Origin of the sequence: Rhodococcoides trifolii (genome assembly GCF_014635345.1) — a bacterium.
In the GTDB taxonomy this organism is placed as follows: domain Bacteria; phylum Actinomycetota; class Actinomycetes; order Mycobacteriales; family Mycobacteriaceae; genus Rhodococcoides; species Rhodococcoides trifolii.
In genome coordinates this window covers 765327-789603 of record NZ_BMCU01000003.1, presented here as the reverse complement: position 1 = coordinate 789603, position 24277 = coordinate 765327, and the positions used below count along the sequence as shown (strand labels likewise).

23 protein-coding genes are annotated in these 24277 nt (G+C 65.5%); 9 read left to right on the top strand and 14 right to left on the bottom strand.

The annotated features are described in order from the left end of the window. Positions 1–47: 47 nt before the first annotated feature. The gene (locus IEW02_RS17040) at positions 48–1706 is read left to right on the top strand and encodes a BCCT family transporter (RefSeq protein WP_188545997.1); all 1659 of its coding nucleotides are present in this window, start codon (positions 48–50) and stop codon (positions 1704–1706) included. 17 nt (positions 1707–1723) lie between these two features. On the opposite strand, the gene IEW02_RS17035 is transcribed toward IEW02_RS17040, so the two are convergent. Next, positions 1724–3229, bottom strand: a complete 1506-nt coding sequence (locus IEW02_RS17035; RefSeq protein ID WP_188546191.1) for a dolichyl-phosphate-mannose--protein mannosyltransferase — start codon at positions 3227–3229, stop codon at positions 1724–1726. 116 nt (positions 3230–3345) lie between these two features. Between IEW02_RS17035 and rsmI the strand changes: the two genes are divergently transcribed. Next, positions 3346–4197: a 16S rRNA (cytidine(1402)-2'-O)-methyltransferase gene (gene rsmI, locus IEW02_RS17030; protein ID WP_188546190.1), complete on the top strand. Its 852-nt coding sequence runs from the start codon at positions 3346–3348 to the stop codon at positions 4195–4197. Here the strand turns inward: rsmI and IEW02_RS17025 are convergent. After that, positions 4194–4622 carry an SRPBCC family protein gene (locus IEW02_RS17025; protein ID WP_188545996.1) on the bottom strand — a complete coding sequence of 143 codons (429 nt, stop codon included), beginning with the start codon at positions 4620–4622 and terminating at the stop codon, positions 4194–4196. The two genes, rsmI and IEW02_RS17025, sit on opposite strands and share 4 nt — an antisense overlap. 40 nt (positions 4623–4662) lie before the next feature. After that, positions 4663–5670 carry an alpha/beta hydrolase gene (locus tag IEW02_RS17020; protein WP_371829969.1) on the bottom strand — a complete coding sequence of 336 codons (1008 nt, stop codon included), beginning with the start codon at positions 5668–5670 and terminating at the stop codon, positions 4663–4665. 269 nt (positions 5671–5939) lie between these two features. Here IEW02_RS17020 and IEW02_RS17015 point away from each other — a divergent pair, with 269 nt between their 5' ends. Beyond that, positions 5940–7328: a WS/DGAT/MGAT family O-acyltransferase gene (locus tag IEW02_RS17015; protein WP_188545994.1), complete on the top strand. Its 1389-nt coding sequence runs from the start codon at positions 5940–5942 to the stop codon at positions 7326–7328. A 7-nt stretch (positions 7329–7335) separates the two neighbouring features. Here the strand turns inward: IEW02_RS17015 and IEW02_RS17010 are convergent, their stop codons facing one another. Both IEW02_RS17010 and metG read right to left on the bottom strand, forming a co-directional pair. Further along, the gene (locus IEW02_RS17010; protein ID WP_229746097.1) at positions 7336–8451 is read right to left on the bottom strand and encodes a DUF2786 domain-containing protein; all 1116 of its coding nucleotides are present in this window, start codon (positions 8449–8451) and stop codon (positions 7336–7338) included. A gap of 144 nt (positions 8452–8595) precedes the next feature. Beyond that, positions 8596–10149, bottom strand: a complete 1554-nt coding sequence (gene metG / locus IEW02_RS17005) for a methionine--tRNA ligase (RefSeq protein ID WP_188545992.1) — start codon at positions 10147–10149, stop codon at positions 8596–8598. A 22-nt stretch (positions 10150–10171) separates the two neighbouring features. Between metG and IEW02_RS17000 the strand changes: the two genes are divergently transcribed. Beyond that, positions 10172–11029 (top strand): TatD family hydrolase, encoded by an 858-nt coding sequence (locus IEW02_RS17000; protein ID WP_188545991.1) that lies wholly within the window; start codon positions 10172–10174, stop codon positions 11027–11029. Here IEW02_RS17000 and IEW02_RS16995 read toward each other — a convergent pair. The 5 genes from IEW02_RS16995 to IEW02_RS16975 all read right to left on the bottom strand — a co-directional run bounded on the left by IEW02_RS16995 (position 11002) and on the right by IEW02_RS16975 (position 15007). Beyond that, positions 11002–11790, bottom strand: coding sequence for an LppP/LprE family lipoprotein (locus tag IEW02_RS16995; RefSeq protein WP_188545990.1), 789 nt, complete (start codon positions 11788–11790; stop codon positions 11002–11004). The two genes, IEW02_RS17000 and IEW02_RS16995, sit on opposite strands and share 28 nt — an antisense overlap. Beyond that, positions 11787–12434, bottom strand: coding sequence for an LppP/LprE family lipoprotein (locus tag IEW02_RS16990; protein WP_188545989.1), 648 nt, complete (start codon positions 12432–12434; stop codon positions 11787–11789). Before IEW02_RS16990 ends, IEW02_RS16995 begins: the two co-directional genes overlap by 4 nt. A gap of 134 nt (positions 12435–12568) precedes the next feature. Next, complete coding sequence (locus IEW02_RS16985) at positions 12569–12820, bottom strand: modification methylase HgiDII (RefSeq protein WP_188545988.1); 252 nt, start codon at positions 12818–12820, stop codon at positions 12569–12571. Positions 12821–12833: 13 nt separating this feature from the next. Then, a complete protein-coding gene (locus IEW02_RS16980; RefSeq protein WP_188545987.1) occupies positions 12834–13586 on the bottom strand; it encodes an amino acid ABC transporter ATP-binding protein in 753 nt (250 codons plus the stop codon). Then, positions 13583–15007, bottom strand: a complete 1425-nt coding sequence (locus IEW02_RS16975) for an amino acid ABC transporter substrate-binding protein/permease (RefSeq protein WP_188546189.1) — start codon at positions 15005–15007, stop codon at positions 13583–13585. The genes IEW02_RS16980 and IEW02_RS16975 overlap by 4 nt, the downstream gene beginning before the upstream one ends. A 221-nt stretch (positions 15008–15228) precedes the next feature. Between IEW02_RS16975 and IEW02_RS16970 the strand changes: the two genes are divergently transcribed. Together IEW02_RS16970 and rsmA are read left to right on the top strand one after the other, a co-directional pair. Next, a complete protein-coding gene (locus IEW02_RS16970) occupies positions 15229–16356 on the top strand; it encodes a resuscitation-promoting factor (RefSeq protein ID WP_188545986.1) in 1128 nt (375 codons plus the stop codon). 23 nt (positions 16357–16379) lie between these two features. Beyond that, on the top strand, positions 16380–17249 hold the full coding sequence (gene rsmA, locus IEW02_RS16965) for a 16S rRNA (adenine(1518)-N(6)/adenine(1519)-N(6))-dimethyltransferase RsmA (RefSeq protein ID WP_188545985.1): 870 nt from the start codon (positions 16380–16382) through the stop codon (positions 17247–17249). Here rsmA and IEW02_RS16960 read toward each other — a convergent pair. Genes IEW02_RS16960 through IEW02_RS16950 form a run of 4 tightly spaced genes read right to left on the bottom strand, consistent with a single transcriptional unit; the run spans position 17239 to position 20727 of the window. Continuing rightward, positions 17239–17898, bottom strand: a complete 660-nt coding sequence (locus tag IEW02_RS16960) for a response regulator (RefSeq protein WP_308933191.1) — start codon at positions 17896–17898, stop codon at positions 17239–17241. The genes rsmA and IEW02_RS16960 overlap by 11 nt on opposite strands. Continuing rightward, complete coding sequence (locus IEW02_RS25170; protein WP_229746095.1) at positions 17886–19001, bottom strand: sensor histidine kinase; 1116 nt, start codon at positions 18999–19001, stop codon at positions 17886–17888. Before IEW02_RS25170 ends, IEW02_RS16960 begins: the two co-directional genes overlap by 13 nt. A 2-nt stretch (positions 19002–19003) precedes the next feature. Next, a complete protein-coding gene (locus tag IEW02_RS16955) occupies positions 19004–19708 on the bottom strand; it encodes a YqeB family protein (protein ID WP_188545983.1) in 705 nt (234 codons plus the stop codon). Positions 19709–19758: 50 nt separating this feature from the next. Continuing rightward, positions 19759–20727, bottom strand: a complete 969-nt coding sequence (locus tag IEW02_RS16950; protein ID WP_188545982.1) for a helix-turn-helix transcriptional regulator — start codon at positions 20725–20727, stop codon at positions 19759–19761. Positions 20728–20806: 79 nt separating this feature from the next. Here IEW02_RS16950 and IEW02_RS16945 point away from each other — a divergent pair, with 79 nt between their 5' ends. The 3 genes from IEW02_RS16945 to IEW02_RS16935 are packed head-to-tail and all read left to right on the top strand — an operon-like array spanning position 20807 to position 24197. Then, entirely contained in the window at positions 20807–21742 is a 936-nt protein-coding gene (locus IEW02_RS16945) for a 4-(cytidine 5'-diphospho)-2-C-methyl-D-erythritol kinase (RefSeq protein WP_188545981.1), read from the top strand. Continuing rightward, a complete protein-coding gene (locus tag IEW02_RS16940; protein WP_188545980.1) occupies positions 21742–23520 on the top strand; it encodes an ABC-F family ATP-binding cassette domain-containing protein in 1779 nt (592 codons plus the stop codon). Before IEW02_RS16945 ends, IEW02_RS16940 begins: the two co-directional genes overlap by 1 nt. Beyond that, on the top strand, positions 23520–24197 hold the full coding sequence (locus IEW02_RS16935; RefSeq protein ID WP_188545979.1) for a DUF4166 domain-containing protein: 678 nt from the start codon (positions 23520–23522) through the stop codon (positions 24195–24197). The genes IEW02_RS16940 and IEW02_RS16935 overlap by 1 nt, the downstream gene beginning before the upstream one ends. Positions 24198–24277: the final 80 nt, after the last annotated feature.

Genomic DNA, 24277 nt, shown 5'->3' with positions numbered 1-24277 from the left:
GTATGTCGAGTTGCATGTAGGCGTCCTGCCGAGGAATCTCAATGTCTATGACATCGCGTATTGATTCCTCGGCCGGCCCAGCCGGCGCCGATCGCGATGACGCGGACGTCGCTTCCGCTTCCATCGCTCCGATTTCCAAACCTGCAGCCAAGCCCAGAACCGACCGCATCGTCTTCGGCGTCGCCGCCGTCGTCGTTGCCGGCATTCTGGTGTGGGGTCTGGCGGGATCCGGCAGCCTCGAAACGGTGACCACATCCACCCTCGATTGGCTCGTCACCAACATGGGCTGGCTCTTCATCATCGCTGCGACCGGGTTCGTGCTGTTCTCGATCTACCTCGCAGTGTCCAAGTACGGGCGTATCCCTCTCGGCAAGGACGGGGAGAAGCCGGAATTCAACAGGGTCAGTTGGATTGCCATGATGTTCAGCGCCGGAATGGGCATCGGTCTGATGTTCTACGGCGTCGCCGAACCGCTCACGCACTTCGTGACCCCTCCGCCCGGAACCGATGGCGGAGTGGGCACTGCCATGGCCACCACCATGTTCCACTGGTCACTGCACCCGTGGTCCATGTATGCGGTGATGGGGCTCGCGATCGCCTACGGCAGTTACCGGCGCGGACGCAAGCAGCTCATCAGCTCCGCGTTCATCCCCCTGCTCGGGCGCCGTGCGGAAGGCCCCATCGGCAAGGTCATCGACATCCTGGCCATCTTCGCCACCCTCTTCGGCACCGCGGCATCACTGGGACTCGGTGCGCTGCAGATCGGTTCGGGCCTCGAGGTCATCGGTTGGCTCGGAGAAGCAGGCACGTTGCTGCTGGTCGCGATCGTTGCACTGCTGACACTGGCTTTCGTTGCATCCGCGGTATCCGGTGTGGCCAAGGGCATTCAGTGGCTGTCCAACTTCAACATGGTGCTTGCACTGGTGTTGGCGCTCTTCGTGTTCGTGCTCGGCCCGACGGTGCTGATCCTGAACCTCATCCCGACCACCATCGGTGACTACGGCAGTCAACTCCTGCACATGTCGGCGCGATCGGCCGCCAACGCAGACGCAGACACCGCATCGTGGCTGTCGTCCTGGACCATCTTCTACTGGGCGTGGTGGGTCTCCTGGACCCCCTTCGTCGGAATGTTCTTGGCGCGCATCAGTCGTGGGCGCACGGTGCGCGAGTTCATCATCGGCGTGATCGTTGTTCCGAGCGCCGTGTCACTGGTGTGGTTCTCCATCTTCGGCGGCGCCGGCATCGGCGAACAGCAAGACGGCATCGACCTCTCGGCACGTGGCACCACGGAATCGCAGCTGTTCGGAATGCTCGAGAACCTGCCGCTGTTCGGCATTTCCACCGTCATCGTCATGGTGCTGGTCGCGGTGTTCTTCGTCTCCGGCGCCGACGCCGCGTCGATGGTCATGGGTTCGCTCTCGCAACGCGGAACGCGTGAACCGAGCCGTTGGGTCGTTGTCTTCTGGGGCACGCTCACCGGTGGCACCGCTGCTCTAATCTTGTGGACCGGCGGTTCCGACGCGCTCACCGGACTTCAAACGATGACCATCATCGCGGCGGCGCCGTTCGTCGTGGTGATGATCGGTCTGTGCATCTCGCTGTATCGGGATCTGTCACACGACCCGATGATCGTGGCAGCGAATCGCGTCGCCGAGGAGAAAGCCGCTGCCGAGGTGGCAGCGAGAAACGCGTCGGCCAAGTCCTGAGGTAGGTCAGGGGTGTGTCAGCGCCAGCTGGGTAACCACAACTGGTTCTGCCACATCTCCTGAGTGATCGGTGTGGCCGTGAGAATTGGCCAGAGCCACGCGAAGTTCGCGATCACCACTGCGACGTACACGCTGGCGGCGAGCAGCCCCAGCGTCCGCCGCTCGCGACCTCGGGTCACACCGATCACGTCGGAGATGACGAGCGCGAATCCCATGACCATGAACGGCGCCAGGGCCACCGCGTAGAAGTAGTACATCTGTCGGTCGAGGGTTGCGAACCACGGGAGGAACGCGGCGCCGTATCCCACGAGCACAGCCGCGTATCGCCAGTCGCGGCGGATCAGCATGCTGTAGAGCGCCCACAGGAGCATCGGCACGGCGAGCCACCACATGGCCGGGGTACCGATCAGCATGACGGCCTTGACGCAGTTGCCTGCTCCGCATCCGGTGACCTGGTCGCTGTCGGCGAAGTAGTACAACATCGGCCGCAGGCCCATGGGCCAGGTCCACGGCTTGGACTCCCACGGGTGCCGGTTGCCCGCGGAGTTGGTCAGTCCCTCGTGGAACTGCAACACGTTGCCGCTGTAGTACCAGAGCGAACGCAGCGCGCCGGGTACGAACGAGAACGGCCCACCGGTGCCGATCTCGTTGCCCACCGCGTTTCGGTCGATTCCGGTCTCGCTGGCGAACCAGCCGCCGTACGACGCGAGGTACACGATCACCGGAATCACCACCAGCGCGTACAGCGCGGGGCCGATGTCCCGGACTGCCGTGCCGATCCAGGGCCGAGGAACGCCGTACTGCTTACGCGCCGCGAGATCGAACGCGACGGACATCAGTCCGAAGAACACGATGAAGTAGATGCCGGACCATTTGGTGCCGCAGGCCAGCCCGAGCAGCACGCCGGCTCCGAAGCGCCACCACCGAACGCCGAGACGCGGCCCCCACGCGGTCATCTCGATGCGGCCTTCGCGACTGGCTCGGTCGAGCCGCTCCCGAACGTCGTCCCGATCGCGGATCAACGCGCCGAACGCTGCGACGACGAACAACGCAAGGAAGATGTCGAGCATCCCGATGCGCGAGCTGACGAACGTCACTCCGTCCGCGATCAGCAGGATCCCGGCCACGGCACCGATGAGTGTCGATCGGGTCAGTCGCCGCACGATGCGCATCACCAGCAGCACCAACACTGTGCCCGACACGGCTGCGGCGAATCGCCAGCCCCAGCCGGTATAGCCGAAGATGGCCTCGCCCATGGCAATCATCTGCTTGCCCACCGGCGGGTGGACCACCAGCCCGTACGCAGGGTTGTCCTCGATCCAGCCGCCGGTCAGCGTCTGGTAGCCCTGCGGTGCATAGTGCTTCTCGTCGAACACGGGCGTTCCCGCGTCGGTGGGGTAGCCGAGCATCGTGAACCGGGTGACGGCCGCCAGCGCAGTGACGATCAGGGTCGCGACCCAGCCGCGCAGTCGATCGGTGGGACCGAACACCGGCGGGGGCGTGGACGGACCGGGAGTCGTCATGGGGGAGGGTTGATCACCGTGCGCCGCGCGGCGCTCATCGGTCAACACGATCACACCACGATCGTAGGCTCATGGTGCCGGACGAGGGTCGACCGACGACGGAAGGGGCGAACCACGTGCAGGGAAAGCTGATTTTGGCTGCGACACCGATGGGCGACATCGGGGACGCGTCGGCCCGTTTGCGGAACGCCCTCGCGACCGCGGACGTGGTGGCCGCCGAGGACACCCGGCGTACGCGCAACCTCGCCGCAGCCCTCGAGGTGACCATCACTGGCAAGGTGGTCAGCTTCTACGACCAGGTCGAGGTGAGTCGCGCGCCCGGCCTCGTCGCCGACATGGTGGACGGGCGGACGGTCCTGCTGGTCACCGACGCCGGTATGCCGTCGGTGTCGGACCCCGGCTACCGACTCGTCGCCGCGTGCGTCGACGCCGGTCTCGCGGTGACGTGTCTGCCGGGTCCGTCTGCTGTGACGACGGCTCTGGCTCTGTCCGGTCTCCATGTCGAGCGCTTCTGCTTCGACGGCTTCCCCCCACGCAAAGGCGGGCCGCGGCGCGCGTGGTTGTCGACTCTCGTGGCCGAACCGCGTGCCTGCGTCTTCTTCGAAGCACCGCACCGTCTGGTGGAGTGCCTCGACGACGCCGTGACCGTCCTCGGCCCCGACCGGCGCGCGGCGGTGTGCCGAGAACTGACCAAGACCTACGAGGAGGTCCGTCGGGGGACGCTCGGCGAACTGGTGGCGTGGGCGCGAGACGGCGTGCGCGGCGAGATCACCGTGGTGCTGGAGGGCGCGGCACCGACCAGCGTCGCGCCCGAGGATTTGGTGAGCGAAGTCGAGGATCTGGTGTCAGCGGGTCTCGGACTCAAGGACGCGTGCGCGAGAGTGGCTGCCGTGACCACCGCGACGGTATCGAAACGGGAGCTGTACGAAGCGGTATTGGCTGCCCGCGTCGATGACGAGAACGCTTAGCGCACAACCTGTTCGCGGAGTCCTTCGGTTGCCGTCTGCAGAACGGACTTGGTGCCCTTCTTGACCAGGAAGCCGGGCATGGGCACCTTGAGGTCGACGGTCATCTCGAAGAAGACGTGAGTCTTGCCGTCCTTCTCGGTCAGCCGGTACTCCGCAGTCTGGCTCTTCTGCTGCGACGACTCGATCATTTCCCACGTCACGCCGTCGTCTGACCAGGTGTATTCGAGCACCTGGTCGTCGTTGACGCCCAGTAGCGAGATGGTCATCTCGGCACGCTTGGGCAGCCCGTCGTCGGTGCGTTCGACGACCTTGACCTTTTTGTGAATCGAGGACCAGGACGGGAGTCCTTCGAGGTCCGCGATCACGTCCAACACGGCCGACTTGTCGGCTTCGATGTCGATCTCTTTACTGTCGCTCACGGCCATGGTGTGAAGGTATCCGATCCGGTATCGAGGGGGTGTTGATTCAGCCGACCGTGGAGGCGGTCTGTGACTTGTCACGGGTGACGGCGACGCGGCCCACGACCGAGTCGACGAACGCACTGATCTCGTCGATGGCGCGACCGGACTCGGGGAGGAAATCCGCCGCCTGGAACACGTGGACCTGGTCCTTCCACACCTGCAACTCGCACTCGACGCCCGCGACACCGAGGCGGTGCGCCATCAGTTCGGCGTCGGTGAGCACGATTTCCGACGAACCGACCTGGATGAGTGTGGGCGGCATCGAGCTGAGATCTGCGTCGACCGGCGAAATCCGCGGTCCCCGTTCACCGTCGACCACGATGCGTGCGTCGACGCGATCGGCGAGCCGGGTGAGGGCAGGAACGGCGTTGGCGGGGAAGACGGCGCACGTGCGGGCGTTGGAGTGTTCGATCTTGCGGACGGGATCGAGGTCCGTAAGGGGCGACATGGTGAAGACTCCGGCCGGCTTGTGCAGACCCTGTGACTCGAGGGTCAACGCCACCATGAACGCGAGGTAGCCGCCGGCGGAGTCGCCGCCGATGACGATCTGCTCGGGCTGATAGCCGCACTCGAGCAGGTAGCGGTAGCCGTCGACACCGTCGGACACCGCGTTCGAGATGGGATTCTTCGGCATCATGCGGTAGTCGACGGACAGGACGTCGGCACCGGTTGCCTCGGCGATACGCGATGTCATGCGGCGATGCGTGCGCAGTCCGCACGTCACGAAAGCGCCGCCGTGCAGGTACAGAATCACGCGGTCTCGGTCGGCGCGTCGTGCCGGTCGGGTGGCCGGTCGAATCCACTCGGCGTTGCACTCTTCGAGGCGAACCGATGCCGTCTCGGTTCCGTCGACTGGCGGGATGAGCAGACCGGCGTAGTCCACGATCGACATCGGCCACGGCAGGTCCGGTGCGAGCGCCCAGACGGAGAGGAACGGGCGGACGGTGGAGCGCAGCGTCTTGGCCAACAGCTTCGACTGCAGGCTCACGCTGGGGAACTCGTACCTGGTCACGGACGTGGCGCGGGTCCGTCGGCTGGAGTGACTCAGGACCGTGGCAGGGCTGAATCCGCCGCGTGGGGCTCTGCGGATCGAAGTGAGGCTCACGATGCCCCTCCTTTGCTTGTTGCCTAGTAATCGCACGGTAGTTGCCAAATGAAACATCACTTTGCGAAATAGTTGTAACTGGGGTCACAATGTGACGAGGCGTTGTCGATCTTGGTACCCGTTCGTGACCATCCACGGAGGGGCTGGTGTCGTCGCCGAAAAGGGGAGGGCCAGCCGTGCCATTCATGCCGGTAACCGAGTCGATGTTCCTGCTCGCAGAGTCGCGTGAACACCCCATGCATGTGGGTGGTCTGCAACTGTTCGTCCCGCCGCCCGGTGAGGAAGAGGACTTCGGCGCCACGGTGTACGACACCCTCGCCGAGCACACCGACGTCTACAAGCTCCTCCGCAAGCACCCGGCCGACCCGGTCAACGTGTTGGGCAATACCTGGTGGTCCTACGACGACGACATCGACTTCGAGTACCACCTCCGCCGTGCCGTGTTGCCGAAGCCCGGCCGTGTCCGCGAACTGCTCAAGTACGTGTCGCTGAACCACAGCTCGCCGCTCGACCGGCACCGACCCATGTGGGAGTTCCACGTGATCGAGGGCCTCAAGGACGGTCGGGTGGCCATCTACAGCAAGATCCATCACTCGCTGGTCGACGGGGTGTCGGCCCTCAAGCTGATGGACAAGTCGCTGACCTCGGATCCCGACGCCCGTGACAGCGGAGCCTTCTGGGATCCCGAGCTCTTCGAGCGGCGTAAGCCTCGGGGCGACCTGGAGAAGAGCGGCGGGTCCGGTCCGCTGTCGCTGTTGTCGAGTGGGGTGCGGGCAGCCGGTGAGGTCGCTGGTTTCGGCCCGGCCGTGGCGAAGATCGGTCTGCGCAAGTTTCGTGAGCACAACCTGGTGCTCCCGCTCGAGGCGCCGCGCACGATGTTCAACGTGCCCATCGGAGGGGCCCGCCGATTCGCTGCCCAGCAGTGGTCGCTGACCCGAATTCGCGGCGTTGCAAAGGATCTCGGGGTCACCCTGAACGACGTCGTGTTGGCGATGTGCGGTGGGGCGTTGCGCTCGTACCTCATCGATCAGAACGCGCTGCCGGATCAGCCGCTGGTGGCGATGGTGCCGGTGTCGACGCGCGAGGCCGGTGCCGATTCTTCCGAGGGGAACGCCGTCACCAGCGTTCTGTGCAATCTCGGCACCGATCAACCCGACGCCGAGCGGCGTCTGGCCACCATCACCGACTCGATGAACCAATCCAAAGCTGTTCTGCGCGATATCAGTCCGTTGCAGGCGTTGGGGTACGGCGCCGCCGTAATGGCGCCGCTGCTGTTCGGCCAGGTGCCGGGTTACGTGCGGGCTGCCCCGCCCCCGTTCAACGTCATCATCTCGAACGTGCCGGGACCGAAAGAGGAGAAGTACTGGAACGGAGCGCGTCTGGACGGGGTGTACCCGGCCTCGATCGTCACCGACGGTCTCGCGCTCAACATCACGCTGGCCTCGAACGCCGACAATCTGAACTTCGGACTGATCGGATGCCGGCGAACGGTGCCGAGCCTGCAGCGCATTCTGACCCACCTCGACAATGCGCTCGAGGAACTGGAGAAGCTCGCGGACAGGTGACCGCACCTCACGCACCGCGTGTGACCCGTTGCTGCACACCGAGACTGGCGTGATCGGCGGCGACTCTTCCCGAGTGGTATCCGGCCGCGTCGAAGGCACGTCGCCGAGTGGTCCCGAGCCGCGGATACCTCCGCGTGATCTCGGCATCGAGTTCGTCCTTGCGTGCAGCGAGCGCAGGTAGGAGGTCGCTCACCGGAACCGACCGTTCGGCGGCTACCTGTTCGGTCGCGCGGCTACCGGCGCTGCGCAGACGCTCACCGATGCGTATGGCGAAGCCCGTGAGAAAGCCTTTGCGAAACGATGTGGTGCTGGACCCTGACGCGGACGCTCTGGCTCCCGCCATCGCTCTGGTCGCCTGCACCAACAACGACGTGAACAGCATGTCGAGCTGTTCGAGGTCGTTCGCCGATCCGTGCGCCTCGACGATGGATCTGTTGGTGAAGATCACCGATCGGCAGGCGTTGGCTTCGGCAATGGTGAACAGCAGGGAGCTCTTCTCGGCGACGTATGGATTGTCGATGTGGAAGCGCCGTCCCCGGATCCACGTCTCGGAGCTATCGGGCTCTCGAATCAGGGTTTCCGACAACGAGTATCGGCTCATCAGCTCCTGGGCCTTCTCCGTGAAGACTGCCGCCTCCTCCTCGAATTCCGTCGACTCCGCCTTGGCGAGCAAACCTCGAATCCGCGCCAGCATCTTGTCGTCGACTCCACGCTCGGGACGACCGACAGCGCGAACCGTCGGCCATTCGGAGGGGAGCGGGCCGATGGGACCCCACATGGGGCCGAACCGCCACGTGGCCGAATGAACCCGCAGGGGATGCACGTCCGCGGCAACGGGTCTGCGCGCGGGCCCGTACCTGTCCTCGATCGATCGCAGCTGCGACACCCATTCGTCCGGCGCACGATCGGCGGCGCCGCTCGTGGTGGCCTCGAACAACACCAGCCGAGCTACGGCGCGGATGTCGTCGGTACCGGTGATCTTCGGTGTCGTGTGGACGACGTCCATCGGTTGCCATCCGTGTTCGTACCGGATGCGTACTGCGTCGACGGCGTCCTGAACACCGTCTCGGAAGTCGGGGTCGATGTGGTCGTAGGGATGGCGGTGGGTGCGTTCGATGTCCATGCCGGGCAGTGTGCACGGTGGGTCCGACAGTCGAGTGTCGTTGGCGCAGTGATCTTTACGCTCGGTCTGCATTCTGCGAGTGGAATGTGTATCCGCGCTGGAAATTTCCCTCGCGGATGCACATTCGACTCGCGAAATCGAAGGTCAGGCTTTTTCTTCGGGCTCCACGTACCGCGGAAACACGCCGACCGGAGCGGGCAGATCGACGCCCGGGACCAACCTGTCGGCGATGGTGGCGAACGAGCGCTCCTCCACCCCCAGCAGGGTCAAGATCTTCCCCCCACTCTCCGGCATCACCGGCTGCACCAGAAGCGCTGCGACGCGCAGCACCTCGAGCGTCACGTACAGCACGGTCGCCATGCGCGCGGGATCGGTCTTGCGGAGCACCCACGGCTCCTGCGCGGAGAAGTAGCGATTGGTCTCGCCGAGGACCGACCAGATCGTCTCCAGGTACAGGTGCAGTTCCTGAACGTCGATGTGGGCGCGAACGAGATCGAGCAGAGCGTCGGCTCGTTCGAGCATGGCCGAATCCTCGGGCGTGAAATCACCGGGCACCGGAACCTGGCCGCCCAGGTTCTTCGCCACCATCGACAGCGACCGCTGCGCGAGATTGCCCAGTTCGTTGGCGAGGTCGGCGTTGATGCGCTGCACGATGGCCTCGTGGCTGTAGCTGCCGTCTTGGCCGAACGACACTTCACGCAACAAGAAGAAGCGAACGGCGTCCAGTCCGTACGCTTCGACCAACGTGAACGGATCGACCACGTTGCCGACGGACTTGGACATCTTCTCGCCCTTGTTGTACAGAAAGCCGTGCGCGAACACCCTTTTCGGTAGTTCGATGCCCGCCGACATGAGGAACGCCGGCCAGAACACCGTGTGGAAGCGCGTGATGTCCTTGCCGATCATGTGCAGATTCGCAGGCCAGTAGCGACGGAACTCGTCGCCGTCGACATCCGGATAGCCCACGCCCGTAATGTAATTGGTCAAGGCGTCGACCCACACGTACATCACGTGGTCCGGGTCGCCCGGCACCTGCACGCCCCAGTCGAACGTCGAACGCGAGATGGACAGGTCCTTGAGGCCGCTGCGCACGAAGCTGGTGATCTCGTTCAAACGCGTTGCGGGCGCCAGGAACTCGGGGTGCGCCTCGTAGTGGGCGAGCAATTTGTCCTCGTACGCGGACAGCCGGAAGTTGTACGTCGACTCCTCGGTCCACTCGACGGGGGTGCCCGTCTCGGTCGAGATGCGGCTTCCGTCCTCCTGCAGCGTGGTCTCACCCTCGGCGTAGTAGGCCTCGTCGCGCACGGAGTACCAGCCCGAGTACGAGTCGAGGTAGATGTCGCCGCCCTCGGACATCTTCTGCCAGATCGCCTGGCTCGCAAGGATGTGGTCGGTGTCGGTGGTGCGGATGAACCGGTCGAAGGTGATGCCGAGCATCTTCTGCATGGATTCGAACACGTCCGAGTTGCGACGCGCGAGGTCGGCGGTCGAGATGCCTTCCTTGGTCGCGGTCTGCGCCATCTTCAGTCCGTGCTCGTCGGTTCCGGTCAGAAAGCGCACGTCGAAGCCGTCGAGGCGCTTGAACCGCGCGATCACGTCCGTCGCGATGTACTCGTACGCGTGCCCGATGTGCGGGTCACCGTTGGGATACGCGATGGCCGTGGTGATGTAGTACGAGGTCGGGGCTGCGTCAGTCATGGTGCGAATTACTCTAGCTTTCGTGAGCAAACCCCGTCCCGCCCCCGACCTGCCGTCCGCGCTCTCCCCGCTGATCGACGCGCACACCCACCTCGACGCCTGCGGTGCGACTGATGCGGCGAGTGTGACGGCCATTCTCGACAGAGCCGAGTCCGTCGGCGTCGGTCGGGTGGTCACGGTGGCCGACGATCTCGATGCCGCACGCTTCGCGGTGAATGCGGCGCAGTGGGATTCACGCGTGTACGCGGCGGTGGCGATCCATCCGACCCGAGCGAACGTGCTCGACGACGCGACGAAGGCGGAGATCGAACGGCTGGCGCGGGACCGGCGCACGGTTGCGGTGGGGGAGACGGGCCTCGACTACTACTGGCCGGGCAAGCTCGACGGCTGCGCCGACGTGGAACAGCAGGTCGAGGGTTTCCGATGGCACATCGACCTGGCGAAGCGTCTACGCAAGCCGCTCATGATCCACAACCGCGACGCAGACCACGACGTCTTGGCCGTCCTGCTCGACGAAGGTGCGCCCGACACCGTCATCTTCCACTGCTTCTCCTCGGGCCCGGAAATGGCGGAGGCATGCGTCGACGCGGGGTACGTGCTGAGTTTCTCCGGAACCGTCAGTTTCAAGAACAGTCACGAGCTGCGTGAAGCAGCCAAGTTGGTACCCGACCACCAGTTCCTGTTGGAGACGGACGCGCCGTTCCTCACCCCGCACCCGTTCCGCGGAGCACCCAACGAGCCGTACTGCCTGCCCTACACGGCCGTGTCTCTGGCCGAGACGCGTGAGCAGGAACCGGAAGAAGTAGCGGCGCTGGCGACGGAGAACGCGGAGCGGGTGTACGGGTTGGCGCGTCAGCCCCAGTCGGCAGCGGGGAGTTGACCGTCGACCACGATGACCCCGTTGTCGAGGGTGTACGTGACGGTGGACACGTGCGCGGGCGCCGAGTGGTCCGGTAACGACTCGGCGGACTGGAACAAGATCGTCGCACTGTCGTCGGTCGAGGCTGTGAGGTGCGAATTGGTGTGGAATTCGGGCGTTGCCGGGCCCAGGTAGGTTCCCTGCGCGTCGAAGAACAGATAGAAGTTGTCCGGCGCCCGCATGTCCTGGTCGTCGCCGCGCGCCAACACCCAGTTCAGGGATGGACATCCGGCGGCGACGGTCGTGTGGTCCCACCACCCGGCGACGAAGCGAAGTCCCTGTGAATCCGTCCCCAGACCGGCCAGCGCATCGAGCACCGCGGCCGACTCGGGGTCGAGGCACCACTCGCTCTGCGGTATCGGTGCCGGTGCCGGACCGCCGCCCGCGGGCGGGGATTCGGTGCCTGGCTGGTCCGCACCGGGAGCAGGGCCGGCCGGCGCCGGCGTCGCGGCAACCCCGCCGCCCGACTCGGGTTCGGCATCGACCACGTCCGATCCCGACGAATCGACCACGTCCGATCCCGACGAGACGGATTCGGCGTCCGATGCCGGGGCTGTAGTCGGGACGGGCGCGGTGGTCGAGGCTGGTGCGCCGACGGACGACAGCGGTGGCGAGGCGGGTAGGGGCGGGACGGCGGTCGTTTCGGTGGAGCCGCACGACACCGAAGCGCAGGCGCACAGTGCCAGCGAGAACAGCGCGAGCCGTGAACGTTGGCCGATCATGGCTTCGGCGGGAACTGGCCGCTGGGCGTGATCGTGTTCCCGTTCAGCGTGAAGTCGACGTACGACTCGTTCGAGGGGCAGCAGAACGGATCGTCCGGGCTGAGCCACTTGTAGTGGACCGTCACGCTCGAGTCCGTGGATTTCACGACGTCGGTGTAGCTGTATGCATACGACGTTGCGGTACCGAGGTAGTTGCCCTTGTTGGTGAAGAACAGCACGTGGTACTGCGAGGTGGCGTCCTGAATGCCGGTCCCCTGAGCAAGGGCCCATTCCAACGTCGGGCACCCGTCAGCGCTGTTACCACCGGTGTGACCGATGACCTGAAACGGTCCGCCCTGCGAGTCGGTCCCCAGCCGTCCCACGGCGGCACGCACGTTGTCGGAGCTGGGATCCACGCACGGCACTACCTGCGCGGGCTGCGCCGGTTGTCCTGCCGGCACCGTGACGGTTTCGGTCTGGGTTTCCGCGGACGGTGCCTGCGCCGCTGACGTTCGGGTCAGAGGGGGCAGCGTGGTGACCGTGGCGCTCGGTGTCGTCGTCGAGGCCGATTGCGGTGTTCCGGTGTTGCCACCGCTGCACGACACGGCAGCCACTGCGCACGCGGCCAGCGCCGCCGTCTTGACGATGCCTGTTGAAATACCCACCCGATACCTCCTGACCGAACCGAGCGGTCTGCTCGGTTATGCAGGGTGTGTCGGTACTCGCGGACCAATCGTTAGCCACGTTAGGTAACAACCGGATACCGGCTCGGCGAACGGTCCGTGACGCCGTAGGACCGCTACTCGTCCCCGTACGTCTCCACCAGCCGGTCGAACTCGGCGCGGTCGATCAGGTTCGGCTCACCGATGGCGTAGGCCTGCGCGAATTTTCCCGCCAGGTGGTAGTCGCGGCCGAGCGGGCCACGCTCGCCGTCATCATCCTGGGCGCTTGCACCCGGGGGCACCTCGTCGCGCAGTCCGTTGGTCTGCGTTCCCAGGCGTGCGTCGAGTTTGGCGACAATCTTCTCGATGGTCTCGCGGTCGTCGCTCATGGCGTCCTTTCCGTCACAGCACTTTGTTCAGGAAGTCCTGAGTCCGCGGATTCTGCGGATTTCCGAACAGTTCGTCCGGCGAACCTTCTTCGACGATGTACCCATCCGCCATGAAAATCACACGATCGGACACTTCGCGGGCGAATCCCATCTCGTGGGTCACCACCACCATCGTCATGCCGCCCTTCGCGAGGTCGCGGAGGACCTGCAGCACCTCACCGACCATCTCGGGGTCCAGCGCGCTGGTGGCCTCGTCGAACAGCATGATGTCGGGGTTCATGGCCAGCGCCCGCGCGATCGCGACGCGCTGCTTCTGCCCGCCCGAGAGTTGCGCGGGCTTCGCATCGGCCTTCTCCGCCAAGCCCACCTGCGCCAGCAGCCGTGTCGCTTCTTCGCGGGCCTTGGCCTTCGACAGCTTCTTGGTTTCGGTGGGGGCCAGCATCACGTTCGCCACCACCGACATGTGCGGGAAGAGATTGAAGTGCTGGAACACCATCCCGATGTGCTGTCGAACGTGGTCGAGGTTGACCTTCTTGTCGGTCAGATCGAATTCGTCGACCACGACGGTGCCACCGGTGATGTCCTCGAGTTTGTTGAGGCACCGCAGGAACGTGCTCTTGCCCGATCCCGACGGCCCGATCACGCACACCACCTCGCCGGCGTGGATGTCGACGTCGAGACCTTTGAGGACCTCGAGGGAGCCGAACGACTTCTTCAGACCCTTGACCCGGATCTTGACCTCGGCGGTCTGCGTTTCGGCGCTCACTTGTTGATCCTCTTCTCGAGACGGTTCGACAGCATGGTCAGCGCCATGATGATGACGAAGTACATGACACCGATGATGAGCCACATGTTGAACGACTGGAAGTTGCGGGCGATGATGATGCGCCCCGATTGCGTCAGTTCGGCCAGGCCGATGACCGACAGAATCGACGTGTCCTTGAGAGTGATGACGAACTGATTGATGTACGACGGAATCATCGTGCGAATTGCCTGGGGCATCACGACCTTTCGCATCGACGTCAGGTAGCTGATGCCGAGGCTGCGGGACGCTTCCATCTGACCTCGGTCGACGGACAGGATGCCGCCGCGCACGATCTCCGCCATGTACGCGCCCGCATTGAGCGAGAGAGTGATGATACCGGCCGTGAACGCCGACATCTGGAACCCGAGCGCCGCGGGGATGCCGAAGTAGATGAAGAACGCCTGCACCAGGAGCGGGGTCCCGCGGAAGATCGCGACGTAGGTGGCCCCGATGGCGCGCAACCAGGGTTTGGTGGACACCCGGAACAGTCCGAAGAACGCGCCGAGTACCAGCGCGATGACGATCGAGATGAACGTCAACACGATCGTGAGCCACAGGCCCTTCAGCAGTTCCTTGTACTCGCTCTTGATCAGCCCGGGAATGGAGTTGTCGGACTCGGTGGCCGCGGCACCGATGTAGGTGTTCAGAATGTCGTCGTACTTGCCCGAGCTCTTCAGGTTGTTCAGACCCGTGTTGAACGCGGCCAGTAGTTCCGGGTTCTGGCCCTTGTTCACCGCGAAGCCGTAGTTGCTCGGCGATTCCTTCTCGGTGACGGTCTTGAAGCCGTTGCCCTGCGCGATGCCGTACTGCAGCACCGGGAAGTCGTCGAAGACGGCGGCCGAGTTACCGGTGCGCACTTCGTCGTACATGCTGGCCGAGTCCGCGAAGTACTGCGTCGTGAATCCGTACTGGCCTTTGATGGACTCGGCGAACGTCGCGCCCTCCGTGCCGTTCTTGACCGCGACCTGCTTGCCGGCCAGATCCTCGTACGACGTGACCTCGTTGTCGGTGTCGAGCACCGCCATCTGGACGCCCGACTCGAAGTACGGCTCGGAGAAGTCGAACACCTGCTGGCGCGCCGGCGTGATCGTCATGCCGGCGATCACGGCGTCCGCCTGATTGGCCTGCACGGCCTGCAGTGCGGCGTCGAAGCCGAGGGGAGAGATGTCGACGGTGAAGCCCTGGTCCTCGGCGATGGCACGGATCAGGTCCATGTCGATTCCGACGAAGTTTCCGGACGAGTCCTGGAATTCGAACGGTGCGAAGGTGACGTCCGTGGCGATCGAGAACGACTGTCCCGCAACGGGATTCTGGGTTCTCGCGGGTCCGGCATTCGCAGTCGGTGCGATCAGCAGCGAAACCAGGAGAAGAACGGCGGCCATCACCGGGATGCGGAGAATGCGGGACCACCGCGGCGTGCGGGTCGGCGTCACAGAGGGTGCCTTTCGGGTGTGATGCAGAGCGAGGGATACGTCGGTCCGCACCGTATCCCCACCCGGTCACCAACCAGTGAAGTTGCCGTCCGTGCGCCCATTCGTTACCGTACCGTGATCGTTCGTGACGAAATGTCACGGCTCGTTACATACCTAGGGACCCCGCTTTCATGTCGCATGTCGCTCGCCTCAACCACGCGCAGTCGCGCCTTCTCTACGTGGTCGTGGCAGCGCTGCTCGCCACGTTGATCGTCGGCGGCGCGGTCGCCGTCGCCAATCACAAGACGGTGACTGTCGACGTAGACGGGCAGGCCATCACGCTGAGCACCATGTCGTCGGACGTCAAGGGTGTGCTCAGCGCGGCCGGTTACGTTCCCGCCGACAAGGACGTCGTGGCACCGGCGCCGGATGCCCGGATCGGTGACGGAGACACCGTGACCCTGAACCGGGCCCGCGAGGTCACGTTGACCGTCGACGGCACCCCGCAGAAGGTGTGGACCACCGCATCGACCGTCGACGACGCGATGAAGCAACTTGCCATCGCCCCCGACGTGCACGTCGACGAGCCCAAGGACCAGACCATTCCGCTCGACGGCGGCAAGCTCGAGGTCGTCCTGCCGAAGAAGGTGGCGTTGTCCGACGGGGGAGCGCCTGCTGTTCCGCTCACTCTCGCCGCGCCGACCGTCGGTGATTTCCTGCAGGCGAACAAGACCCCGCTCGAACAGAACGACACCGTCGAGCCGGCTGCGGACACACCGCTCACCGACGGCCTCACGATCTCCGTCACACGCACCCGCACCGAAACCGTCGAGGTCACCGAGCCGATTCCGTCGCCGGAGCAGCGGATCGAAGATCCGACCATGAACATGAGTCGCACCGTGCCCGTGATCCCTGGCACCGACGGACAGCAGAACGCGACGTACGCCGTCACCACCGTCAACGGCAAGGAGACGGGCCGCCAGCTCGTCACTGCCGACGTCACCACCCCCGCCGTCCCGACGGTCATCCGGGTCGGCGCCAAGCCGGGTACCGAGGTCCCGCCGGTCGAGAACGGCGCCACCTGGGACGCTCTCGCTCAGTGCGAGGCCACCGGCAACTGGGCCATCAACACGGGTAACGGCTTCTTCGGCGGCGTGCAGTTCGACCAGAACACCTGGGAGCGTCAGGGCGGCTTGAAGTACGCACCGCGCGCCGACCTGGCGACACGCGAAGAGCAGATCGCCATCGCCTCGGTCACCCAGCAGCGTCAGGGCTGGGGCGCGTGGCCTGCGTGCACCAGCAAGCTCGGTTACCGGTAGGCGTCAGCGCCTAGAGTCCTCACGTGCCCGATAGTTCTCGCCGCGTCGCCCTGCTCGGACCTGCCGAAGTGCGCTCGCTCGCTGCCGACCTCGACATCCGCCCCACGAAGACGTTGGGGCAGAACTTCGTGCACGATGCCAATACGGTGCGCCGCATCGTGGTCTCCGCCGGCGTCGGACCCGACGACACCGTGCTCGAAGTGGGCCCCGGTCTCGGGTCGTTGACCCTGGCCCTTCTCGATGTCGTCGAGCATGTCGTCGCCGTGGAGATCGATCCTGTTCTTGCTCAACGGCTTCCGGTGACCGTCGCCGATCGAGCGCCCGGCGAGACTTCCCGACTCAGTGTGGTCGGCGCCGACGCGTTACGTGTCCGCGCGTCGGACATCGGCGCCGCGCCCACCGCGCTGGTTGCGAACCTCCCGTACAACGTCGCGGTTCCGGTTCTACTGCACCTGATGTCCGAACTACCCTCCATCAGAACAGCTCTCGTGATGGTGCAGGCCGAGGTGGCCGATCGCCTCGCCGCCCCGCCGGGAAGCAAGACCTACGGGGTGCCCAGCGTGAAGGCGGCGTGGTTCGGCACCGTGCGCCGCGCCGGATCCGTCGGCAACTCGGTGTTCTGGCCGGTCCCGAAGGTCGAATCAGGCTTGGTGCGCATCGACCGGCACCCGGATCCGCAGTGGCCCATGGACGAAGCATTTCGTAAGATCCTCTTCGCAGTGGTCGATGCAGCATTCGCGCAGCGCCGCAAGACGTTACGCGCCGCACTGGCTGGTTGGGCAGGATCGCCCATGGAAGCGGAGCGGCGGTTGACGGCGGCGAGGATCGACCCGTCGGCCCGCGGGGAGACGCTGGACGTGGCAGCGTTCGTGAGGCTGGCGCTCACCCAGTGAGCGCTTCGTGCACCAGGATTGCCACCTGAACCCGATTCGTCATCTCGAGTTTGGCCAGAATGCGCGAGACGTAGGTCTTGACCGTCGGTCGGCTCATGAACAGTTGCTCACCGATCTCGGCATTGGTCCGACCCTTCGACACGGCGTCGGCGACTTCCCGTTCCCGCGGCGTCAGCGCCTCGAGACGTGTCCGGGCGCGGTCGGACCGCACCTCGGTATCGTCCTGCGCTGCAACGTGATCGATGAGCCGTGCGGTCACGGCGGGCGAGAGCATCGGTTCACCGGCTGCGACGCGGTGGACGGCGGCGATCAGCTCCCGTGGTGCGATGTCCTTCAGGAGGAATCCGTCTGCGCCGCACCGCAGCGCGCGCAGGATGTATCGGTCGGAGTCGAAGGTGGTCAACACGATCACCGCGGTGCGGGTGTCGGTTCGCCGGAGTTCCTCCAGGGCGGCGAGCCCGTCCATGGTCGGCATTCGGATGTCGAGTAGCACCACATCGGGTCTGAAAGCGGCGATCGACACGAGCCCCTCCCGACCGTCGGCGGCCTCACCCACCACCGCGAGGCCGGCGTCCGTCCCCAGGATCGCCGACAGTCCGGACCGCACGAGCGCATCGTCGTCGATGATCACGATCCTCACCTGGTCCACGGCAACCACACCTCCAGTACGAACTCGTGCCGGCCGCCCCGAGCGACGATTCCGTGCTCGAGTGTCCCGTCTGCCAGCCGCACGCGTTCGGTGATGCCGACCAGACCGGACCGTGACCCGGGACCGGTGGGGTGGTCGCCGCACCCCACCTGGTTCACGACGGTCAGATGCAGTCTGTCGCGTTCGTGCTCGACGGTGAGTGTGACGTGTTCTCCCGGTGCGTGTTTGCGCGCGTTCGTCAACCCTTCCTGGGCGATCCGGTACGCCGCTCGGGAGTTCGCGGGATCCAGATCCTCCACGTCGCAGACGTCGACATGGACCGTCGTGCCCGCCCCCTCGGATTCGCGTACCAGCTCGGCGATGTCGTCGACGCCGCGCTGGGGTCGAACCCCTGGCGAGGTGTCCGACCGAAGAACGCCCAGGACGTCTCGTAGATCGTCGAGTGCGTCGCGCGCGGCGAGGCGAATGGTTCCGGCGGTCGCCTCGACATTGTCGGATCCGAGTTCGAGTGCACCCGCGTGCAGGCTGATCAGCGAAATTCGATGGGCGAGAACGTCATGCATCTCTCGAGCAATCCGTTCGCGCTCTTGCCACCGCGACCGTTCGGCTTCGAGCTCCGCCTCGGTCTCGGCGCGCTCGGCACGCTCGCGTAGGGACTCGAGGAGTTCGCGTCGCTGACGCACCGCTGTGCCCCACGCCAGAGCCAGGGCAACCAGTGCCGCGCCGAACAAGTTGCCGCCGACCACACCCAGCGCGGTGTCGTACGTGATCACCGTGACCGGTATCGGAGCGAGGAAATGGAGAACGGTGATCCACAGCGCGGTTCGCCAGGTGGTCAGCGCCGCGACGCAGAACACCGCGACCAGCGCGGCGCCCCCGGCCACCTCGGTGACCGCGACGATCGGCAGCAGGGCCACCGCAACACCCACCGGGTGTCGCCGCCGGACAGTCAAGACGGCGAAGGCAATCACGGTGAGCGCGAGTGACACGGTGGTGTACGTCGACCAGCCGCTCCCGGCGTCGACGTCGTCGATCAGCGTCATTGCGGCGACAGCAAGGGTCAGTGCGAGAGCACCCACGTCGCCCAGCCGCACCCGAGTCACGGTCATGATCGTACGAGCGGACGCCAGTACTGGGCCTTCTTCACCTCCCGGACGACGAAACCGAGCTTTTCGACCTCCACGCGGAACTCCTCGATGTCCGCACGCGACTTCTTCTCCAACGCGTCGGCCCGCACTTTCAGCAGCGCGTTGGCGGCAGGTGGGAGGTCGGGTGTGCCCGGAGCCCAGCGGCGGAACAACTCGGCGTGCGGGTCGGAGTCGAACCAGGGGTAGTGGTGGCGTCGAGCGCCGTCGCGTATCTCGTCCGTCTTCGCCTCGACGGCCGTGCGGATGACCTGAGTCGAGTCCTGCCCGAGTACCACGAGTTGCTTGCCGTCGAGAAAGATCGCACTGACCTCCTCGTGCGGAACGGATGTCTCCCTGTTGTCGTCTTCGAATCGAATCATGCTGTCCGACATGGTGACGACGACTTGCTCGAGTAACGCGTACACCCCGAAAGCGCCCCCGGCCAGGAGGCCTACGCCGGCCAGCACGCTCACCGCGACCCACCGCGTCCACGAATCGATCAGCTCGAGCGGGCCGTAGAACGGTGGTGTCCATTGCAGTGTCAGCACCCAATGTCCTACGAACGGAACGGCCGCGCCGACGGCCGCAGCCAGCAGTGCGAAGCCGACGACGACGGCCACACGGTCGGTTCGGCTCAGGCCGAGGACGGTGGCGTTCTCTTTCGAGTACTGGATATCGGTCATGACACGAGACGCTATCGACGACGACGGTCCCGCAGCAGTCGCCGAAAGTATCAAGCCTGCTGATACCTTCGGCTCAACGCCGAGTGCCGCTCCGCCAGCCGTCGGCACTCGTCGCGCAGCTCAGGGGGCTCGATCACGGTGAAATCCACGTCGAATGCCGCCAACCAACGGGCGACGGCTTTCATCGTCGTTCCCGACAGGGAGATCTCGCACGTGTCGTCGTCGACCGACTCCAGCATTCCCCAGGCCGGGTCTACGACAGGCGCGATTCGTTCCACCGACGCGTGCAGGGTCACCCTCGCGTGTACCTGAGCGAAGGCGCGATCGATCCCGGTCGCGACGAAGTGCGCAGCACCTCCCTGAGGAAGTTCGCGCGGCGCGAAGCGCGGACCGGTGGGAATTTTCGGTTCGAGGCGGTCGACGCGGAACGAGCGCCAATCCTCCCGTGAGATGTCCCACGCCACGAGGTACCAGCGGTTGCCCGCTCGCACCAGGCGATACGGTTCGACCTCGCGCCGGGTGCTCGTTCCGTCGTGTGCGGTGTAGTCGAATCGCAACCGCTCGCGCGCGTGGCAGACCGTGGCGACGGCGGTGAGCGTGGCCGCGTCGACACTGGACTGTGCGGGCCCGTGTTCGAGTACGTCGATGTCGAGTGCGTCGAGTCGGTGACGCAGACGCGATGGCATGACCTGTCGCAATTTCGTCAGCGCCTGCAGCGATGCCTCACCGAGGCCGGTCACCGAACCGGTTGCGCCGGACTGCAATCCGATGGCCACGGCGAGGACCTCCTCGTCCGCGAGGAGCAGGGGCGGCATCTCCGCCCCGGCGCCGAGTCGATACCCGCCGCCGACGCCGACGGATCCGTCGATCGGGTAGCCGAGGTATCGGAGTCGGTCGACGTCGCGCCGCACGGTTCGGGTGGTGATCTGCAACCGCTCCGCCAGTTCGGCCCCGGACCAGTCGCGACGGGTCTGCAACAGCGACAGCAGTCCGAGCAGTCGCGCCGAGGTTTCTCGCATGGAAGAAGTGTGCTCGCAAACGCGGACAGCCGCAGTCCTCGATCGGGGGGCACCTGCTCACCGACTAAGCTTGTTTCTCGTGCTCACCGTTGTTCCGCGTCCCGTCACCGTGCGGGCGCCCTCCAAGGTCAACCTGCATCTCGCGGTGGGTGACCTCCGAGAGGACGGCTTCCACGAACTCGAAACGGTGTTCCAAGCTCTCTCGCTCGGGGACGACGTGTCGATCGTGCCCGCGCCTGCCACGTCGGTGACCGTGCGAGGCGAGGACGCCGCGTCCGTCCCCACGAATTCGGACAACTTGGCGTGGAGAGCGATCGAGATGGTGGCGGCCGCGACCGGGCACAGTCCCGACGTGGCCATCACGATCGACAAGGGGATCCCGGTGGCGGGTGGCATGGCCGGAGGCAGCGCCGACGCCGCCGCCGCACTGCTGGCCGCCGATGCGCTGTGGAATCTCGAACTCACTCGTGCGGAACTTCATTCGTTCGCCGCTCGGCTGGGCAGCGACGTCCCGTTCGCGCTCACGGGTGGAACGGCCGTCGGCACCGGACGCGGAGAAAAGCTTCTACCGGTGCTCTCTCGCAACACATTTCATTGGGTACTCGCACTCGCGAAGGGCGGCTTGAGCACCCCCGCCGTCTACCGCGAGCTCGACGAGTTGCGCTCCAAAGGCAGCCCACCACGTCTCGGCGACTCCAAGGAACTCATGCTCGCGCTAGCCTCCGGTGACCCCACTCGGGTCGCCCCACTTCTCGGTAACGACCTTCAGGCCGCTGCCGTCTCACTGCAACCCGACCTGCGGCGCACCCTGCGCGCGGGCGTCACGGCCGGCGCTCTCGCCGGCATCGTGTCCGGCTCCGGACCTACCTGCGCTTTCCTCTGCTCGACGGCCGACGCCGCTGTCGAGGTCGGTGCCGAGCTCGCCGGAGCCGGCGTGTGCCGCACCGTTCGGGTCGCCACCGGACCCGTCGCGGGTGCGCGCGTTGTGCCCCGCTCTTCGAGGGGTGGCAACTGATGGCCAATCTGATCAACCTCGAGAACGTCAGCAAGTCGTTCGGCGTGAAGCCGCTGCTCGAGAACGTCTCCCTCGGGGTGCAGGAGAACGAACGTATCGGTGTCGTCGGCCTGAACGGCGGCGGCAAGACGACCATGCTCGAAGTCCTTGCCGGAGTGGAGGAACCCGATTCCGGACGCGTGAGCCGCGTGAACGGCCTGCGGATGGCGGTGGTGACGCAGCGAGGCGTGCTCCCGGCCGGATCGACCATCGGCGACGTCGTGCTGGCGCCGCTCGGCGTCGACGAGCACGAGTGGGCGGGCGACGCACGCATCCGCAACGTCCTCGACGGAATCGGCATCACCGGGCTGGGTCTGGACGCACAGGTCGAGTCGCTTTCCGGTGGCGAGCGACGCCGCACCGCGCTGGCCGCCGCCCTGGTTCAGGACCTCGACCTGCTCGTGCTCGACGAGCCCACCAACCACCTCGACGTCGAAGGTGTGCAGTGGCTGGCAGAGCATCTGGTGAACCGGCGCTCCTCGCTGGTGGTCGTGACCCACGATCGGTGGTTCCTCGACACCGTCGCCAACCGCACCTGGGAAGTGGTCGGCGGCGGCGTCGAATCGTACGAGGGCGGGTACGGCGACTGGATCTTCGCGCGCGCCGAGCGCACCCGTCAGGCCGACGCGGCCGAAGACCGTCGACGCAACCTCGCTCGTAAGGAACTCGCGTGGCTGCGCCGCGGCCCCCCGGCACGAACGTCCAAGCCTCGCTACCGAATCGAAGCCGCCGAGGCACTGATCTCCGATGTGCCGGCACCCCGCGACTCGGTCGCGCTGGCCAGGTTCGCCCAGACTCGTCTGGGCCGCATCGTGATCGAACTCGAGGATGCGACGCTGGAGACACCGGACCATCGCATTCTGGTCGACGACTTCACGTGGCGCCTGGCACCTGGTGAGCGCATCGGCTTGGTGGGGGTCAACGGATCCGGCAAGACGACGATGCTGCGGACGATCGCGGGCGAGATCGAACCGGCCAAGGGCAAGCGGATTCAGGGCACGACGGTTCGCATCGGTTGGCTGCGTCAGGAACTCGACGATCTGCCGGTCACGATGCGGGTGCTGGACGCAGTGAAGGACGTGGCCGAGCGAATCACGTTGGGAGACAAAGAGGTGTCGGCCGGTCAACTCGCCGAGCGCCTCGGGTTCACGCCCGCTCGTCAGCGCACTCCGGTCGGTGATCTCTCCGGTGGAGAACGTCGTCGACTCCAGCTGACCCGAGTGCTGATGTCCGAGCCGAACGTCCTGTTGCTCGACGAGCCGACCAACGATCTGGACATCGACACCCTGCAGCAACTCGAGGACCTGCTCGACGGGTGGGCCGGAACGATGGTGGTCATCAGCCACGACCGGTATCTCATCGAGCGTGTGTGCGACTCCACCTGGGCGCTGTTCGGCGACGGTAAGTTGACGAACCTTCCCGGTGGCATCGAGGACTACCTGCGTCGGCGGGCAAAGATCGCGGCGACGGAAACACCGGGTTCGCCCAGCAGTTCGGGTACGTCGTCGCCGTCCGCCAAGGGTGGCGCCGACGAACGCGCAGCTCGGAAAGAGCTGTCCAAACTCGAGAAGTCGTTGGTCAAGCTCGACGATCGCGAGAAGCAGCTGCACGCCGCTCTCGCCGAAGCGTCGTCCGATGCGGCCCGGCTGCAGACCCTCGGCAAGGAGCTCGAGCAGGTCGTTGCAGACAAGTCGACGACCGAGGAACGGTGGATGGAACTGGCGGAGGAATTGGGCTGATGGCTGTGTCTGTGGTGCGTTCGGTGATGGGCGCGGAATTCGAATTACTGCATCCGAAGGAACAGTGGCGCTTCGGATTCTCCTCCAGTGACCACGTGGCCCAATTCGGGACCGGCGTGATGGAGAGCATCGGCCATTCCAAGCTCGTTCCGCCGCCTGCGCTGTGGCTGGGCGGCAAGCGCAACATAGTTCCGTCCATTCAGGGCGAGAACATCCCGTTCACCATCGCCAACTACGCCTACGTCGACGACCTGGGTCGCGAGACACTGGCCTTCGTGCGCCGGTTCCATTTCCCGGGTCGGGACGTATCGCTCGACTCGGTGATGGTGTTGGGGCAGAAGGGCGCGTTGGACTACATCGGCGCTGGGCCGGACATGGTGGTGCACACCCAGTGCTCCGCCGACTCCGAGGGAGGACTGCGCCTCTACAGCGGATTTCCTCGATTCCTCGCACCGCGTGGCTCGATCAAGCCGCCGGCGCTGCTGTCGGCCGAGACGTTCGGCCGCGAGTGGTGGGACGAGTCGACGTCACGGCACTGCATCGACATCGAGGTGCGTGGCCGCGCCATGGGGACGCTGTTCCGTTACTCGGGATGGTTCACCGCTACCCAGGAGCCGTGCGCGCCCAGCGATCTTCCGAGCGGGCTCGGGCCGAACCGAGTCGAGCCGAGAGAATAAACAGCACCCATCCCCCCGTCGGGCGGAACCGAATGCGAGATGACACGTTCGTGAGAACGTGATGTCTCCTCCTGGCGGTT

What these genes read in the sequence shown, in the direction of transcription:
- IEW02_RS16995 (WP_188545990.1), bottom strand. Translation starts at nt 11,790, where the DNA reads ATGATCGGCCAACGTTCACGGCTCGCGCTGTTCTCGCTGGCACTGTGC.
- IEW02_RS16935 (WP_188545979.1), top strand. Translation starts at nt 23,520, where the DNA reads ATGGCTGTGTCTGTGGTGCGTTCGGTGATGGGCGCGGAATTCGAATTA.
- IEW02_RS16970 (WP_188545986.1), top strand. Translation starts at nt 15,229, where the DNA reads ATGTCGCATGTCGCTCGCCTCAACCACGCGCAGTCGCGCCTTCTCTAC.
- IEW02_RS17040 (WP_188545997.1), top strand. Translation starts at nt 48, where the DNA reads ATGACATCGCGTATTGATTCCTCGGCCGGCCCAGCCGGCGCCGATCGC.
- metG (WP_188545992.1), bottom strand. Translation starts at nt 10,149, where the DNA reads ATGACTGACGCAGCCCCGACCTCGTACTACATCACCACGGCCATCGCG.
- IEW02_RS17035 (WP_188546191.1), bottom strand. Translation starts at nt 3,229, where the DNA reads ATGACGACTCCCGGTCCGTCCACGCCCCCGCCGGTGTTCGGTCCCACC.
- IEW02_RS17025 (WP_188545996.1), bottom strand. Translation starts at nt 4,622, where the DNA reads ATGGCCGTGAGCGACAGTAAAGAGATCGACATCGAAGCCGACAAGTCG.
- IEW02_RS16955 (WP_188545983.1), bottom strand. Translation starts at nt 19,708, where the DNA reads ATGACCGATATCCAGTACTCGAAAGAGAACGCCACCGTCCTCGGCCTG.
- IEW02_RS17010 (WP_229746097.1), bottom strand. Translation starts at nt 8,451, where the DNA reads ATGGACATCGAACGCACCCACCGCCATCCCTACGACCACATCGACCCC.
- IEW02_RS16940 (WP_188545980.1), top strand. Translation starts at nt 21,742, where the DNA reads ATGGCCAATCTGATCAACCTCGAGAACGTCAGCAAGTCGTTCGGCGTG.
- IEW02_RS16975 (WP_188546189.1), bottom strand. Translation starts at nt 15,007, where the DNA reads ATGGCCGCCGTTCTTCTCCTGGTTTCGCTGCTGATCGCACCGACTGCG.
- IEW02_RS16985 (WP_188545988.1), bottom strand. Translation starts at nt 12,820, where the DNA reads ATGAGCGACGACCGCGAGACCATCGAGAAGATTGTCGCCAAACTCGAC.
- IEW02_RS16950 (WP_188545982.1), bottom strand. Translation starts at nt 20,727, where the DNA reads ATGCGAGAAACCTCGGCGCGACTGCTCGGACTGCTGTCGCTGTTGCAG.